We start from the raw sequence: 12,858 nt of genomic DNA, 5'->3' as shown, positions 1-12,858 counted from the left end.
CCGGCCCTTACGGAGAGCGCCCCCGGCGCGCCCTGGCGGCATGCGCCGGGGGCGCTCTCACAGCCCTGCCGGGGTCCGGCCGCGATCGCCCGTCCCGCTACTCCACCGTCACCGACTTCGCCAGGTTCCTGGGCTTGTCGATGTCACGGCCCAGCGCCAGTGCCGTGTGGTACGCCAGGAGCTGGAGCGGGATGCCCAGCAGGATCGCGTCCAGCTCGGTCTCGTTCTTCGGCACGACGATCGTGTGGTCCGCCTTCTCCTGCGGCTGGTGCGCCACCGCCAGGATCGGGCCGCTGCGCGCCTTGATCTCCTCCAGCGCCGCCCGGTTCTTCTCCAGCAGATCGTCGTCCGGGACGATCGCGACCGTCGGCAGCGCCGGTTCGATCAGCGCGAGCGGGCCGTGCTTCAGCTCGGAGGCGGGATAGGCCTCGGCGTGGATGTAGGAGATCTCCTTGAGCTTCAGGGAGGCCTCCAGCGCCACCGGATAGCCGCGCACGCGCCCGATGAACATCATCGAGGCGGAGTCCGCGTACTCGGCCGCCAGTTTCGCGATGGCGTCCTCCGTCGCCAGGATCTCGGAGATCTGGGCGGGCAGCCTGCGCAGTCCGTCGATGATCCGCTTGCCGTCGGCGACCGACAGATCGCGGATACGGCCCAGATGCAGCGCCAGCAGCGCGAAGGCGACCACCGTGTTGGTGAAGCATTTGGTGGAGACGACACAGACCTCCGGGCCCGCGTGCACGTACACCCCGCCGTCGGTCTCCCGGGCGATCGCCGAACCCACCACATTGACCACACCCAGCACCCGCGCGCCCTTGCGCTTGAGCTCCTGCACCGCGGCCAGTACGTCGTACGTCTCACCGGACTGGGACACCGCGACGTAGAGGGTGTCCGGATCCACGACCGGATTGCGGTACCGGAACTCGGAGGCGGGCTCGGCGTCCGCCGGGATCCGTGCCAGCTCCTCGATGAGCTGCGCGCCGATGAGCCCCGCGTGGTACGAGGTGCCACAGCCCAGGATCTTGATCCGGCGCACCCCGCGCGCCTCGCGGGCGTCCAGATTGAGGCCGCCCAGATGCACGGTGGCGAACCGGTCGTCGATCCGGCCGCGGAGCACCCGGTCCACGGCGTCGGGCTGCTCCGAGATCTCCTTGTGCATATATGTGTCGTGGCCGCCCATGTCGTACGACTCGGCCTCCCACTCCACGGTGGTCGGCGTGGCCGAGGTGCGGGAGCCCTCGGTCGTGTACGTACGGAAGTCGTCGGCCTTGAGCGTGGCCATCTCGCCGTCGTCGAGCGTGACGACCTGGCGGGTGTGCGAGACGAGGGCGGCCACGTCGGAGGCGACGAACATCTCCTTCTCGCCGATGCCGAGGACGACCGGCGAGCCGTTGCGCGCGACGACGATACGGTCCGGGAAGTCCGCGTGCAGCACGGCGATCCCGTAGGTGCCCTCGATGAGCTGGAGGGCCTGGCGGACCTTCTCCTCCAGGGTGTCGGCCTGGGAGCGGGCGATGAGATGCGTCATCACCTCGGTGTCGGTCTCGGAGAGGAACACCACTCCGTCCGCCTCCAGCTTCACCCGCAGCTCGGAGGCGTTGTCGATGATGCCGTTGTGGACGAGCGCGACCTTGCCCTCGGCGTCCATGTGCGGATGCGCGTTCTCGTCGCTCGGCGAGCCGTGGGTGGCCCAGCGGGTGTGCGCGATACCGGTGGTGCCCGCGAAGCGCTTGGGAACGCGGGCCTCCAGATCGCGGACCCGGCCCTTGGCCTTGACCATCTTCAGCGTGGCGGCCCTGCCCGCGGCCGGCTTGCCGGTGATGACCACTCCCGCCGAGTCGTATCCGCGGTACTCCAGCCGCTGCAGGCCCTCCAGCAGCAGTGGTGCCACGTCACGCCTGCCGATGTATCCGACGATTCCGCACATACGGTCTTGCCCCTCCTGGTCGGTTCATGATCGCTTCAGCCATGGATCGGTTCGGCTCGGCCATGGATCGCCTCAGCCGTAGACGATGCGGCGCAGCTGCCGGAGCGAGAGCTCCGGCGGCGCCACCGCCCGGTGCGGCAGCTCGGCCGCGATCCGCTCGAAGATCTCCGCGTTGGTGCCGCCCGCGGCCTGTATCTCCCGGTGGCGGCGGCGGACGAACTCCTCGGTCGTCTCGTCGAAGTACGCCAGCACGTCGAGCACCACCCGGGCCGCCTCGCCGCGCCGGAGCGCGGTGCTGCGGACGAGATGGTCGATGAGGTCGTCGTACGACGCGCGGTGTTCCTGCACTCGTTGATATTGCGGGTGCGGAGGGATGTTTGCAAGAAATCTGCCCGGAATCGGGCAGGAGTCGGCCCTTTCCAGGGCCGAACGAGGGAACGGTCAGCTACTACGGCGGGGGTACGGCGGGTACGGCGGCGCCCGACCCGGTTCCAGGCACCTGGCCCGGAACCGCCGGGCGCCCGCACCGGCTTCGCGGCGGCGCCCGGAAGGTCCCGGAAGCGTCCGGGAAGCGGCGCCCGCGGCGGCGCCCGGACCGGTGCCCGACTGTTCTCAGAGCCGCTTCAGGACGGCCTGCTTGGCGGTGGCGAACTCCTCGGCGGTGAGTATCCCGGCCTGGTGCAGCTCACCCAGCTCCCGCAGTCTGCGCAGCAGCGCGTCGTGGTCCTCGCCGCCCGGCCCCGGGGAGTCCGCCGGTCCTGGCTCCGCCTCCGTGCCCGTGTCGGCCGAGGCGTAGGGGTGCGGCAGCCGGGCCACCACGGCGGCCCCGGCCAGCGCCATCAGCGGGTCCTTCTTGAATCCCCACAGCTCCACCGCGTACGGGTCGTACTTCGGCCGGACCGACGCCGGCGCCCTGGCCACCCGGAAGCGTATGTAGCCGTTGTCCAGCCCGGCACTCGGCTGCCACTCCACCGACTCCACATCGGCCAGTGCCAGGGTCCTGGGGCCGCCCGAGGACTTGGACTCCTCGGTCTTCCAGTTCCACTCCAGCCGGAGCCGCTCGCCGTCGAAGGTGACGGTCCCGTCGCCCGCGCTCGCGGTGATCGGAAGGGCGGGCCCGGGCAGCAGATAGCGGTCCACGGGGCCGGACTCCACGCCCTCCAGCAGCAGGGCGTTGCGCACCTCGTCCACGAGATACTCCGCGACCCCGGAACGGTCCTTCTCCACGGTCAGCCGGTAGGGGTCCGAGCTCTCGCCCAGCCGTCCCGCGGCGATCTGGAGCAGCGGATCGGCGCCGTCCCGCAGCCGCAGCCGGAGCCGCCCGGCCTTCCGTCCCGCCTCGAAGGAGATTCCCGCCAGCGCCTCCAGCGGTACGGCGATCTCACCGAGTGCCGCGCGCAGCGGGCTCACCGTCTTGTCGTTGCCGGGCACGATGCGGACCGCGTCTCCGTCGAAGAGCCATGTGCCGTCCTTCTGGATGATTTCCGCCATGCCGTGGATTCTTCCATCGAGGCGGCGGAAATTGGTCTACACCTTGACCGCCGGTGGGGCGTGCGGGTCCCATGGGGGAAGTTCATCGCCCGGCACCGCAGGTGAGTACCCCGTCGAAGGGACAACCTTGTGAGAACCGTTGTGGCACACCGCAGATCGTTACCCCGGCTGTTCGGCACGCTGCTGCTCGTCGTGGCGGCCGGCGTCTCCAGTGTCGGAGCCATGGGCCCGGTGCCCGTGGGCTCCCCGAACGTCCACGCGGACCGCCCTCACGACGGCTCCGGAACCGGTGGTTCCGCGGCCGTGCGTCCGCTGGGCCAGGTCGTACCCGCGCCGCGGAGCGTACGGCCGGGCGGCTCGCCGTACGTCGTCACCGCGGCGACCCGCATCCTGTTCGACGGCGGCTCGCGCGACGAGGCCCGTGAGGCGCGGCGGATCGGCTCCTATCTGGCCGAGGCGCTGCGCCCGTCCACCGGATACGCCCTGCCGGTCACCGACCGGCACGCGCGGGGCGGTATCAGGCTGCGGCTGGACGCGGGCGAGCGGAGTGCGGGCGCGGAGGGCTACCGGCTGGAGTCCGGGCGGCGCGGGGTCACGATCACCGCCCGGGAGCCCGCCGGACTCTTCCACGGCGTCCAGACCCTGCGCCAGTTGCTGCCCGCCTCGGTGGAGAGGCGGAGCGCGCAGCGAGGTCCCTGGACGGTCGCGGGCGGCACCATCACGGACAGCCCGCGCTACGCCTACCGGGGCGCGATGCTCGATGTCTCCCGGCATTTCCTGACGGTCGATCAGGTCAAGCTCTACATCGACCAGCTGGCGCTCTACAAGATCAACAAGCTGCATCTGCACCTCTCCGACGACCAGGGCTGGCGGATCGCCGTCGACTCCTGGCCGAGGCTGGCCGCGTACGGCGGTTCCACCCAGGTCGGCGGCGGTCCCGGCGGCCACTACAGCAAGGCCCAGTACCGCGACCTGGTGCGCTACGCGGCCTCCCGCGAGCTGGAGGTCGTCCCGGAGATCGACATGCCGGGCCACACCAACGCCGCGCTCGCCTCGTACGCCGAGCTGAACTGCGACGGCGTCGCGCCTCCGCTCTACACGGGCACGAGCGTCGGCTTCAGCTCGCTGTGCGTGTCGAAGGAGGTCACCTACGACTTCGTGGACGACGTGGTGCGCGAGCTGGCCGCGCTCACGCCGGGCAAGTACCTCCACATCGGCGGCGACGAGGCGCACGCCACCGCCCATGCCGACTACGTGGCCTTCATGGACCGGGCGCAGGCCGTCGTCCGGAAGTACGGCAAGACCGTCGTGGGCTGGCATCAGCTCACCGGCGCCACGCCGGTCGAGGGGGCCGTCGCCCAGTACTGGGGTTACGACGCGACGGGCGCCGCCGAGCGCGCGCAGGTCGCGGCGGCGGCCAGGAAGGGCACCGGGCTGATCCTCTCCCCGGCGGACCGCGTGTATCTCGACATGAAGTACGACAGAAGCACGGTGCTGGGCCAGTCCTGGGCCGGCTACACCGAGGTGGACCGTTCGTACGGCTGGGATCCGGCGACGTATCTGGTCGGCGCGGGCGTTCCCGAGGACGCGGTGCTCGGTATCGAGGCTCCTCTCTGGACGGAAACCCTCGCGACCAGCGACCAGCTGGAGTTCATGGCGTTCCCACGGCTGCTCGGGGTCGCGGAGCTGGGCTGGTCCCCGGCGGCCACGCACGACTGGGACACGTACAAGGTGCGGCTGGCGGCGCAGGGGCCGCGTATGACGGCGCTCGGTATCGACTACTACCGCTCGCCGCTGGTGCCCTGGCCGGCCGGCTGACGGACCCACGCGCGGCGGGTGCCGGCGGCCACCCGGCCCCGGCACCCGCCGCGTATCCGCTGTGCATCCGCCGCGTGCCCGCCGCCGGCTGGGTGCCGCTCGGACCGGCCCTGACGCGAAGCGCCGGCCCGGCTCAGCCCGTCAGGCCCAACTCCCGTGCGATCAGCATCCGCTGGACCTCGCTCGTGCCCTCGCCGATCTCCAGGATCTTGGAGTCGCGCCACATCCTGGCCACCGGATACTCGTTCATGAAGCCGTAGCCGCCATGGATCTGGGTGGCCTCGCGGGCGTTGTCGACGGCGACCGTCGACGAGTACAGCTTCGCCAGCGCCGCCTCCTTCTTGAACGGCTCACCGTGGACCAGCCGCGAGGCCGCGTCCCGCCAGCCGATCCGCGCCATGTGCGCGCGCATCTCCATGTCGGCGAGCTTGAACTGGATGGCCTGGTTGTCGCCGATCGGCCGTCCGAACGCGCGGCGCTGCTTCGCGTACGCCACCGACTCGTCCACGCAGCCCTGGGCGAGACCGGTCGCCAGCGCGGAGATCGCGATCCGGCCCTCGTCGAGAATGCGGAGGAACTGGGCGTATCCCCGGCCCTCCTGGCCGAGCAGGTTCGCCAGCGGGACCCGTACGTCGGAGAAGGACAGCTCGCGGGTGTCCGAGGCGTTCCAGCCGACCTTGGAGTAGGGCGCGGCGACGGTGAAGCCGGGTGTGCCCGACGGGACGATGATCGAGGAGATCTCCGGACGCCCGTCCTCCTTGCGGCCGGTGACGGCCGTGACCGTGACCAGACCGGTGATGTCCGTACCGGAGTTGGTGATGAAGCACTTGCCGCCGTTGATCACCCACATGTCGCCGTCCCGCACGGCCGTGGTGCGGGTGCCGCCCGCGTCCGAGCCCGCCTCCGGCTCCGTCAGTCCGAACGCGCCGAGCACCTCGCCCGAGCAGAGGCCGGGAAGCCACTCGCGCTTCTGCTCCTCCGTACCGAAGAGATGGATGGGCATGGCACCGAGCGAGACCCCGGCCTCCAGGGTGATCGCCACGGAGGAGTCGACCCGGGCCAGCTCTTCGAGGGCGATGCCGAGCGCGAGATAGTCGCCGCCCATGCCGCCGTACTCCTCGGGGAACGGCAGACCGAACAGGCCCATCCGCCCCATCTCGCGGACGATCTCGTACGGGAACTCGTGCCGCTCGTAGAAGTCGCCGATCTTGGGCGCCACGACGTCATGGGCGAACTCCTCGACGGTGCGGCGCAGCTCTTCGTGCTCGGCGGAGAGCCGGTGGTCCAGGGACATGGGTGCGTCACTCCTTGTGGGAGAGGGCTCGGACGGTACGGGAGGGGCTGGGGCGGCCCAGCCGTTCGGCCAGCCAGACGCTGGTGGCGGTGAGCCGGCCGAGGTCGACGCCGGTCTCGATACCGAGGCCGTCGAGCATCCACACGAGATCTTCGGTGGCGAGGTTTCCGGTGGCGCTCTTCGCGTACGGGCAGCCGCCGAGGCCGCCCGCCGAGGCGTCCACCGTGGTCACACCGTGCTGGAGCGCGGCGAAGGTGTTGGCGAGTGCCTGGCCGTAGGTGTCGTGGAAGTGCACACCGAGGGCGTTGGTCGGCACGCCCTCCTCGTTCAGCCCGGCGAGGAGTGTCTGTACATGGCCGGGGGTGGCGACGCCGATGGTGTCGCCGAGGCTCAGCTCGTCGCAGCCCAGGTCCATCAGGGCCTTGGCGACCCGGACCACCTGGTGGACGGGGACGGGACCTTCCCACGGGTCGCCGAAGCACATGGAGAGATAGCCACGGACATGGATCTTGTCCGCGCGGGCCCGCTCGACCACCGGCGCGAACATCGCGAGCGACTCGTCGACCGTACGGTTGAGATTGGCCTTGGCGAAGGACTCGGTGGCGCTGCCGAACACGGCGATACGGCGGACCCCGAGGGCGATGGCGCGGTCGAGGCCACGGGAGTTGGGGACCAGGACGGGGAGCGCCACCTCCCCGCCCAGATCGCCGAGGAGGGGGAACAGCTCCTCGGCGTCGGCGAGCTGGGGCACCCAGTCGGGGCGTACGAGGCTGGTGGCCTCGATGGTGGTCAGCCCGGCCCGGGCGAGCCGGTGGATGAACTCGGCCTTCACCTCGGTCGGTACGACGGCCTTCTCGTTCTGGAGCCCGTCGCGCGCGCCCACCTCGTGGATGCGCACCTGGGGCGGCAGTCCCTCCGCCGGGACGGCCATGGGCAGTCCGTCGGTCATGACTCCTCCTGAGGGCCGGCGGTGTCCGGCGTCGCGGTCCGCGTGGTGTCCGGTGGGACGACGGGCGCCGGTCCCGGCATCGAGTCCGGCGCCGGGTCCGGCAGTGAGTCCGGCGCCGGGTCCGGAACGAGGCGCTCCGGTGCGGGATCCGGCGCGGGCGCCGGGGTGACGACCGCCAGGACCTGGTCCATGGCGACGGTGGAGCCGGGCGTGACATCCAGCTCGGTGACCGTGCCCGCGTGCGGTGCGGAGATGACGTGCTCCATCTTCATCGCCTCGACGACGAGCAGACTCTGCCCGGCGGCCACCTCGTCCCCGACGCCCACCTTGACCACGGTGACGGTGCCCGGCATGGGCGCGACCAGCGAGTCCGCCCCACCGCGCGCGCCGCTGCCGCGCAGGGCGGCCTCGACGGGATCGAAGTCCGCCACCTGCCAGCTCTCGCCGTCCCTGCCGAGCCAGTCGCCGGCCCGGTGGAACGTGTGCGTCATTCCGTCGACGGTGACCGTGACCCGGCCGGGCTCCACCAGGAACCTGTCCCCGGAGCGCACCCGGTGAGTGACGGGTTCGAGTCCCGTCACCCGCAACCGGTGCGTCACGGGGAGGGGTTCACCGCCCAGGCGCCAGCCGTTCGGCACGGAGAAGGGGTCCACCCATTCCTTACCCGCGGGCGGCCGAAGCTCCGCCTGGCGTACCGCTGCCGCCGCCGCGTAGACCTCCGGCGGGACTCCGTCCGGAAGCAGGGACGCGGTGTCCCGCTCCACCAGACCCGTGTCGAGATCGCCCGCGATCACCGAGGGATGGGCGAGAAGACGGCGGAGGAAGCCGGCGTTCGTGGTGACGCCCAGCGTGACCGTCCCCGCGAGGGCCGCCCGCAGTCTGCGCAGGGCGGTGGGCCGGTCCGGCCCATGGGCGATGACCTTGGAGAGCATCGGGTCGTACGCGCTGCCGACGTCCGAGCCCTCGGAGAGGCCCGAGTCCGTCCGTACCCCGTCGCCCTGCGGCTCGCGCAGCGCCAGGACCGTACCGCCGGTGGGCAGGAATCCCCGCGCCGGGTCCTCCGCGTAGATCCGCGCCTCCACGGCGTGGCCGGTGAGGGCGATGTCGGCCTGGGCGAAGGGAAGTTCCTCACCGGCGGCGACCCGCAGCTGCCACTCGACCAGGTCGAGGCCCGTGACCAGCTCCGTGACCGGGTGCTCGACCTGGAGGCGGGTGTTCATCTCCATGAAGAAGTACGAGGCGGGATCGCGGCCGGGCACGATGAACTCGACCGTCCCCGCGCCCGTGTATCCGCACGAGCGCGCCGCCTGGACCGCCGCCTCGCCCATCGCCGCGCGCGTCGCCTCGTCCAGCAGGACGGACGGCGCCTCCTCGATGATCTTCTGGTGGCGGCGCTGGAGCGAGCACTCGCGCTCGCCGAGATGCACCACGTTCCCGTGGCCGTCCGCCAGCACCTGGATCTCGATATGGCGCGGCCGGTCCACCCACCGCTCCACCAGCAGCGTGTCGTCCCCGAAGGAGGAGCGCGCCTCCCGGCGGGCCGCCGCGATCTCCTCGGCGAGCAGCGACTCCGCGCGCACCAGCCGCATGCCCTTGCCGCCGCCGCCCGCCGAGGGCTTGAGCAGCACCGGCATACCGATCTCCGCCGCCGCGGCGGCCAGCTCGCCGTCGGTCAGACCGCTGCCCGAGGAGCCGGGCACCACCGGGACGCCCGCCGCACGGACCGTCTCCTTGGCGCGGATCTTGTCGCCCATCAGCTCGATGGCGGAGGCGGGCGGCCCGATGAAGACCAGCCCGGCGTCCGCGCAGGCCCGCGCGAACGTCTCGTTCTCCGCGAGGAAGCCGTAGCCCGGATGGACCGCCTGCGCTCCCGTACGCGCCGCGGCGGCCAGCAGCCTGTCCACGGAGAGATAGCTCTCGGACGCGGCGGCCGGGCCGATCCGTACGGCCGTGTCGGCCTCCCGCACATGCCGGGCGTCCGCGTCCGCGTCGCTGTAGACCGCGACCGAGCGCACTCCGAGACCCCGCAGGGTACGGATGACGCGCACCGCGATCTCGCCGCGGTTGGCGATCAGAACCGTGTCGAACATGCCCACCCTCACATCACATCCGGAAGACGCCGAAGCCGGGCGCCGCGCTGTCCCTGCGGGGCAGCGGGGCGTTGGCACACGCGGTCAGGGCCAGACCCACCACCTGCCGGGTCTCCAGCGGGTCGATCACGCCGTCGTCCCAGAGGCGCGCGGTCGCGTAGTAGGCGCTGCCCTGGGTCTCGTACTGCGCGCGGATCGGCGACTTGAACGACTCCTCGTCCTCGGCCGGCCACTCCTCGCCGCGCCCCTCGATCTGGTCGCGCTTGACGGTGGCCAGCACGGACGCGGCCTGCTCACCGCCCATGACCGAGATCTTGGCGTTGGGCCACATCCACAGGAAGCGTGGCGAGTAGGCCCGGCCGCACATCGAGTAGTTGCCCGCGCCGTACGAACCGCCGATCACGACCGTCAGCTTCGGCACGCGCGCGCACGCCACGGCCGTCACCATCTTCGCGCCGTGCTTGGCGATCCCGCCCGCTTCGTAGTCCCTGCCGACCATGAAGCCGGAGATGTTCTGGAGGAAGAGCAGCGGGATGCCGCGCTGGTCGCACAGCTCGATGAAGTGCGCGCCCTTCTGGGCGGATTCGGAGAACAGGATGCCGTTGTTGGCCACGATCCCGACCGGATGGCCGTGGATCCGCGCGAATCCCGTCACCAGCGTCGTGCCGAACTCGGCCTTGAACTCGGCGAACCGCGATCCGTCGACGAGCCGCGCGACGACCTCACGGACGTCGTAGGGCGTACGGGAGTCCACCGGCACCGCCCCGTACAGCCCGGCGGGATCGGCCTTGGGCTCCTCGACCGGCTCGACCGACCAGGGAAGCGCGCCGCGCGCGGGCAGCGTGGAGACGATGGTGCGCACGATCCGCAGCGCGTGCGCGTCGTCCTCCGCGAGATGGTCGGTCACCCCGGAGATCCGGGAGTGCACCTCGCCGCCGCCCAGCTCCTCGGCCGTGACGACCTCGCCGGTGGCCGCCTTCACCAGCGGCGGCCCGCCCAGGAAGATCGTGCCCTGACCGCGCACGATCACCGCCTCGTCGCTCATCGCCGGGACGTACGCGCCGCCCGCCGTGCAGGATCCGAGCACCGCGGCGATCTGCGGAACACCCGCGCCGGACATCCTGGCCTGGTTGTAGAAGATCCGGCCGAAGTGGTCCCGGTCGGGGAAGACCTCGTCCTGCATGGGCAGGAAGGCGCCGCCTGAGTCCACCAGATACAGACACGGCAGCCGGTTCTCCAGGGCCACCTCCTGGGCGCGGAGGTGCTTCTTCACCGTCATCGGGTAGTACGTGCCGCCCTTGACCGTGGCGTCATTGGCGACGATCACCACCTCGCGCCCGCTGACCCGGCCGATCCCGGCGATCACTCCGGCGGCCGGGGCCGCGCCGCCGTACATCCCCTCGGCCGCGAGCGGCGCCAGCTCCAGAAAGGGCGAGCCCGGGTCGAGCAGTGTGTCCACACGGTCGCGCGGCAGCAGCTTTCCGCGCGCCGTGTGCCGCGCGCGGGCCTTCTCGCCGCCGCCCAGCCGCGCCGCGGCGAGCCGCGTGCGCAGTCCGAGGGCCAGCTCCTCGTGCGCCGCCTCGTTGATCCGCCAGGCCTCGGCGGCCGGATCCGCGGCGCTCGCCAGCACCGGTGCCTGCTGCATCGCTCGTAGCTCCTCACTGGGCTCGCCGGGCACTCACCGGGTTAGTGAGCGTTAACGTTGTTGCCATAAGGTTAACGACCGCTAACAGCCCTGTCTAGAATGATTTCCCATGAGCACCAGGACCGCCGCCCCGACCCGCCGCGAGCAGATCCTCAAGCACGCCGCGCGTCTCTTCGCCGAGCGTGGATTCCACGGTGTCGGTGTCGATGAGATAGGAGCGGCCGTCGGTATCAGCGGCCCCGGTCTGTACCGCCATTTCGCGGGCAAGGACGCGATGCTCGCCGAGCTGCTCGTCGGGATCAGCGGACGGCTGCTGGACGGCGGCAGGGTGCGGGTGCGCGTGGCGGGGGCGGACGGGGATCCGGCCGTCGTGCTGGCCTCGCTGATCGACGGGCATATCGACTTCGCCCTCGACGACCGCCCGCTGATCACCCTGCACGACCGCGAGCTGGACCGGCTCAGGGACAGCGACCGCAAGCTGGTGCGGCAGCTCCAGCGGCAGTATGTGGAGCTGTGGGTCGAGGTCGTACGGAAGCTCTACCCGGACGTGCCGGAGACCCAGGCGCGCGGCGCGGTCCACGCCGTGTTCGGCCTGCTCAACTCGACCCCGCACCTCGGCGCCCCCGGCGGCGGCCTGCCGGGCCGCGCGGCGACGGAGTCCCTGCTGCGCCGACTGGCGCACGGAGCTTTCGCGGCACTGGGCGACGAGGCCCCGGCACCGGGGGCGATCCAGCCCCCGTAAGGGGAGAGGCCGGGGGCCGGGACGCTCACGCCCGGAGGCCGGGGACATCCGGCGCGGGATGTGGGGCTGACGGCACAATGGGCTCATGCCGATACCCAGCCGCGCCGCCCTTGTCGACCACCTCGTCCGCACCCGTATCGCCGGAGACGTGGCCACTCCCCGTGACAACAACCTCTCCCACTACCGCAAGCTCGCCAACGGTGACCGCCACTACTGGCTGGGCCTGGAGCTGGGCGACCGCTGGACCGACGAGCAGGACGTGCTCGCCGTGATGGCCGAGCGGTGCGGCGTCAACGACGACCCCGAGCACCGGACCGGCCAGGACACCATCGATCCCGAGCTGACCGTCGGCGCCCTGGAGCGGATGGCCGTCCGGCTGCGCAAGGCCGTTCTGGCCAGGGAGCGCGTGCTGTTCGCGACCGGCCATCCGGGTGGGCTGCTCGACGTGCACCGCCAGACCGCGGACGCGCTGCGGGGCGCGGGCTGCGAGATCGTACAGATTCCCGGCGGGCTCACCGCCGACGAGGGCATGGTCTTCCAGTTCGCCGATGTCGCGATGCTGGAGCGCGGCGCGACTCTCTGGCACACCCATTCGCCGGAGCCCATGCGGGCGATCCTGGACGCTCTGGAGGGCGAGGGCAGAGCGCTGCCGGACCTGGTGGTCGCGGACCACGGCTGGGCGGGATACGCGGCCCAGCGGGGACTGGACTCGGTCGGGTACGCGGACTGCAACGATCCCGCGCTCTTCCTCGCCGAGGCCGAGGGCACGATGGAGGTGACGGTCCCGCTGGACGACCATGTCACGGACCCGCGCTTCTACGACCCGATGACCGCGTATCTGCTCAACGAGGCCGATCTGCTCCGGCGGTGACGTCCCGGACGGTGGGGTCCGGGACGGTGAC

Annotated in this window: 10 protein-coding genes; 3 read left to right on the top strand and 7 right to left on the bottom strand. The window is 71.4% G+C overall.

The genetic code is table 11. The features are described from left to right. Positions 1-97: 97 nt before the first annotated feature. From glmS to BFF77_RS10440, 3 genes are all read right to left on the bottom strand, one after another. Positions 98-1,927: a glutamine--fructose-6-phosphate transaminase (isomerizing) gene (glmS, locus tag BFF77_RS10450; RefSeq protein ID WP_066946792.1), complete on the bottom strand. Its 1,830-nt coding sequence runs from the start codon at positions 1,925-1,927 to the stop codon at positions 98-100. A 72-nt stretch (positions 1,928-1,999) separates the two neighbouring features. Continuing rightward, positions 2,000-2,275 (bottom strand): hypothetical protein, encoded by a 276-nt coding sequence (locus BFF77_RS10445; RefSeq protein WP_066946789.1) that lies wholly within the window; start codon positions 2,273-2,275, stop codon positions 2,000-2,002. Positions 2,276-2,539: 264 nt separating this feature from the next. Next, positions 2,540-3,418 carry a DUF4429 domain-containing protein gene (locus BFF77_RS10440; protein ID WP_066946786.1) on the bottom strand — a complete coding sequence of 293 codons (879 nt, stop codon included), beginning with the start codon at positions 3,416-3,418 and terminating at the stop codon, positions 2,540-2,542. A gap of 222 nt (positions 3,419-3,640) precedes the next feature. Between BFF77_RS10440 and BFF77_RS10435 the strand changes: the two genes are divergently transcribed. Next, positions 3,641-5,236 carry a beta-N-acetylhexosaminidase gene (locus BFF77_RS10435; RefSeq protein ID WP_107422135.1) on the top strand — a complete coding sequence of 532 codons (1,596 nt, stop codon included), beginning with the start codon at positions 3,641-3,643 and terminating at the stop codon, positions 5,234-5,236. Positions 5,237-5,369: 133 nt separating this feature from the next. On the opposite strand, the gene BFF77_RS10430 is transcribed toward BFF77_RS10435, so the two are convergent. From BFF77_RS10430 to BFF77_RS10415, 4 genes are read right to left on the bottom strand one after another with little or no spacing between them, the layout of a single operon-like run. Beyond that, positions 5,370-6,530, bottom strand: a complete 1,161-nt coding sequence (locus BFF77_RS10430) for an acyl-CoA dehydrogenase family protein (protein WP_066946781.1) — start codon at positions 6,528-6,530, stop codon at positions 5,370-5,372. Between the two features lie 7 nt (positions 6,531-6,537). Further along, positions 6,538-7,479 carry a hydroxymethylglutaryl-CoA lyase gene (locus BFF77_RS10425; RefSeq protein ID WP_066946778.1) on the bottom strand — a complete coding sequence of 314 codons (942 nt, stop codon included), beginning with the start codon at positions 7,477-7,479 and terminating at the stop codon, positions 6,538-6,540. Continuing rightward, positions 7,476-9,569 carry an acetyl/propionyl/methylcrotonyl-CoA carboxylase subunit alpha gene (locus tag BFF77_RS10420; RefSeq protein ID WP_079125003.1) on the bottom strand — a complete coding sequence of 698 codons (2,094 nt, stop codon included), beginning with the start codon at positions 9,567-9,569 and terminating at the stop codon, positions 7,476-7,478. Before BFF77_RS10420 ends, BFF77_RS10425 begins: the two co-directional genes overlap by 4 nt. A gap of 13 nt (positions 9,570-9,582) precedes the next feature. Then, positions 9,583-11,214, bottom strand: a complete 1,632-nt coding sequence (locus BFF77_RS10415) for a carboxyl transferase domain-containing protein (protein ID WP_066946776.1) — start codon at positions 11,212-11,214, stop codon at positions 9,583-9,585. A gap of 109 nt (positions 11,215-11,323) precedes the next feature. On the opposite strand from BFF77_RS10415, the gene BFF77_RS10410 reads away from it, so the two are divergent. Continuing rightward, the gene (locus BFF77_RS10410) at positions 11,324-11,956 is read left to right on the top strand and encodes an SACE_7040 family transcriptional regulator (RefSeq protein WP_066946773.1); all 633 of its coding nucleotides are present in this window, start codon (positions 11,324-11,326) and stop codon (positions 11,954-11,956) included. A gap of 85 nt (positions 11,957-12,041) precedes the next feature. Continuing rightward, positions 12,042-12,827, top strand: a complete 786-nt coding sequence (locus BFF77_RS10405) for a phosphatase (protein WP_066946771.1) — start codon at positions 12,042-12,044, stop codon at positions 12,825-12,827. Positions 12,828-12,858 lie beyond the last annotated feature (31 nt).

Origin of the sequence: Streptomyces lushanensis (assembly GCF_001700515.1) — a bacterium.
Lineage (GTDB): Bacteria > Actinomycetota > Actinomycetes > Streptomycetales > Streptomycetaceae > Streptomyces > Streptomyces lushanensis.
Note: the sequence above shows the minus strand (reverse complement) of the source record. Positions and strands in the feature narration are given on the sequence as shown.

Bases quoted from the DNA above. Each gene is read 5' to 3' on its own strand.
- glmS (WP_066946792.1), bottom strand. From the start codon at position 1,927: ATGTGCGGAATCGTCGGATACATCGGCAGGCGTGACGTGGCACCACTG.
- BFF77_RS10440 (WP_066946786.1), bottom strand. From the start codon at position 3,418: ATGGCGGAAATCATCCAGAAGGACGGCACATGGCTCTTCGACGGAGAC.
- BFF77_RS10435 (WP_107422135.1), top strand. From the start codon at position 3,641: ATGGGCCCGGTGCCCGTGGGCTCCCCGAACGTCCACGCGGACCGCCCT.
- BFF77_RS10430 (WP_066946781.1), bottom strand. From the start codon at position 6,530: ATGTCCCTGGACCACCGGCTCTCCGCCGAGCACGAAGAGCTGCGCCGC.
- BFF77_RS10425 (WP_066946778.1), bottom strand. From the start codon at position 7,479: ATGACCGACGGACTGCCCATGGCCGTCCCGGCGGAGGGACTGCCGCCC.
- BFF77_RS10420 (WP_079125003.1), bottom strand. From the start codon at position 9,569: ATGTTCGACACGGTTCTGATCGCCAACCGCGGCGAGATCGCGGTGCGC.
- BFF77_RS10415 (WP_066946776.1), bottom strand. From the start codon at position 11,214: ATGCAGCAGGCACCGGTGCTGGCGAGCGCCGCGGATCCGGCCGCCGAG.
- BFF77_RS10410 (WP_066946773.1), top strand. From the start codon at position 11,324: ATGAGCACCAGGACCGCCGCCCCGACCCGCCGCGAGCAGATCCTCAAG.
- BFF77_RS10405 (WP_066946771.1), top strand. From the start codon at position 12,042: ATGCCGATACCCAGCCGCGCCGCCCTTGTCGACCACCTCGTCCGCACC.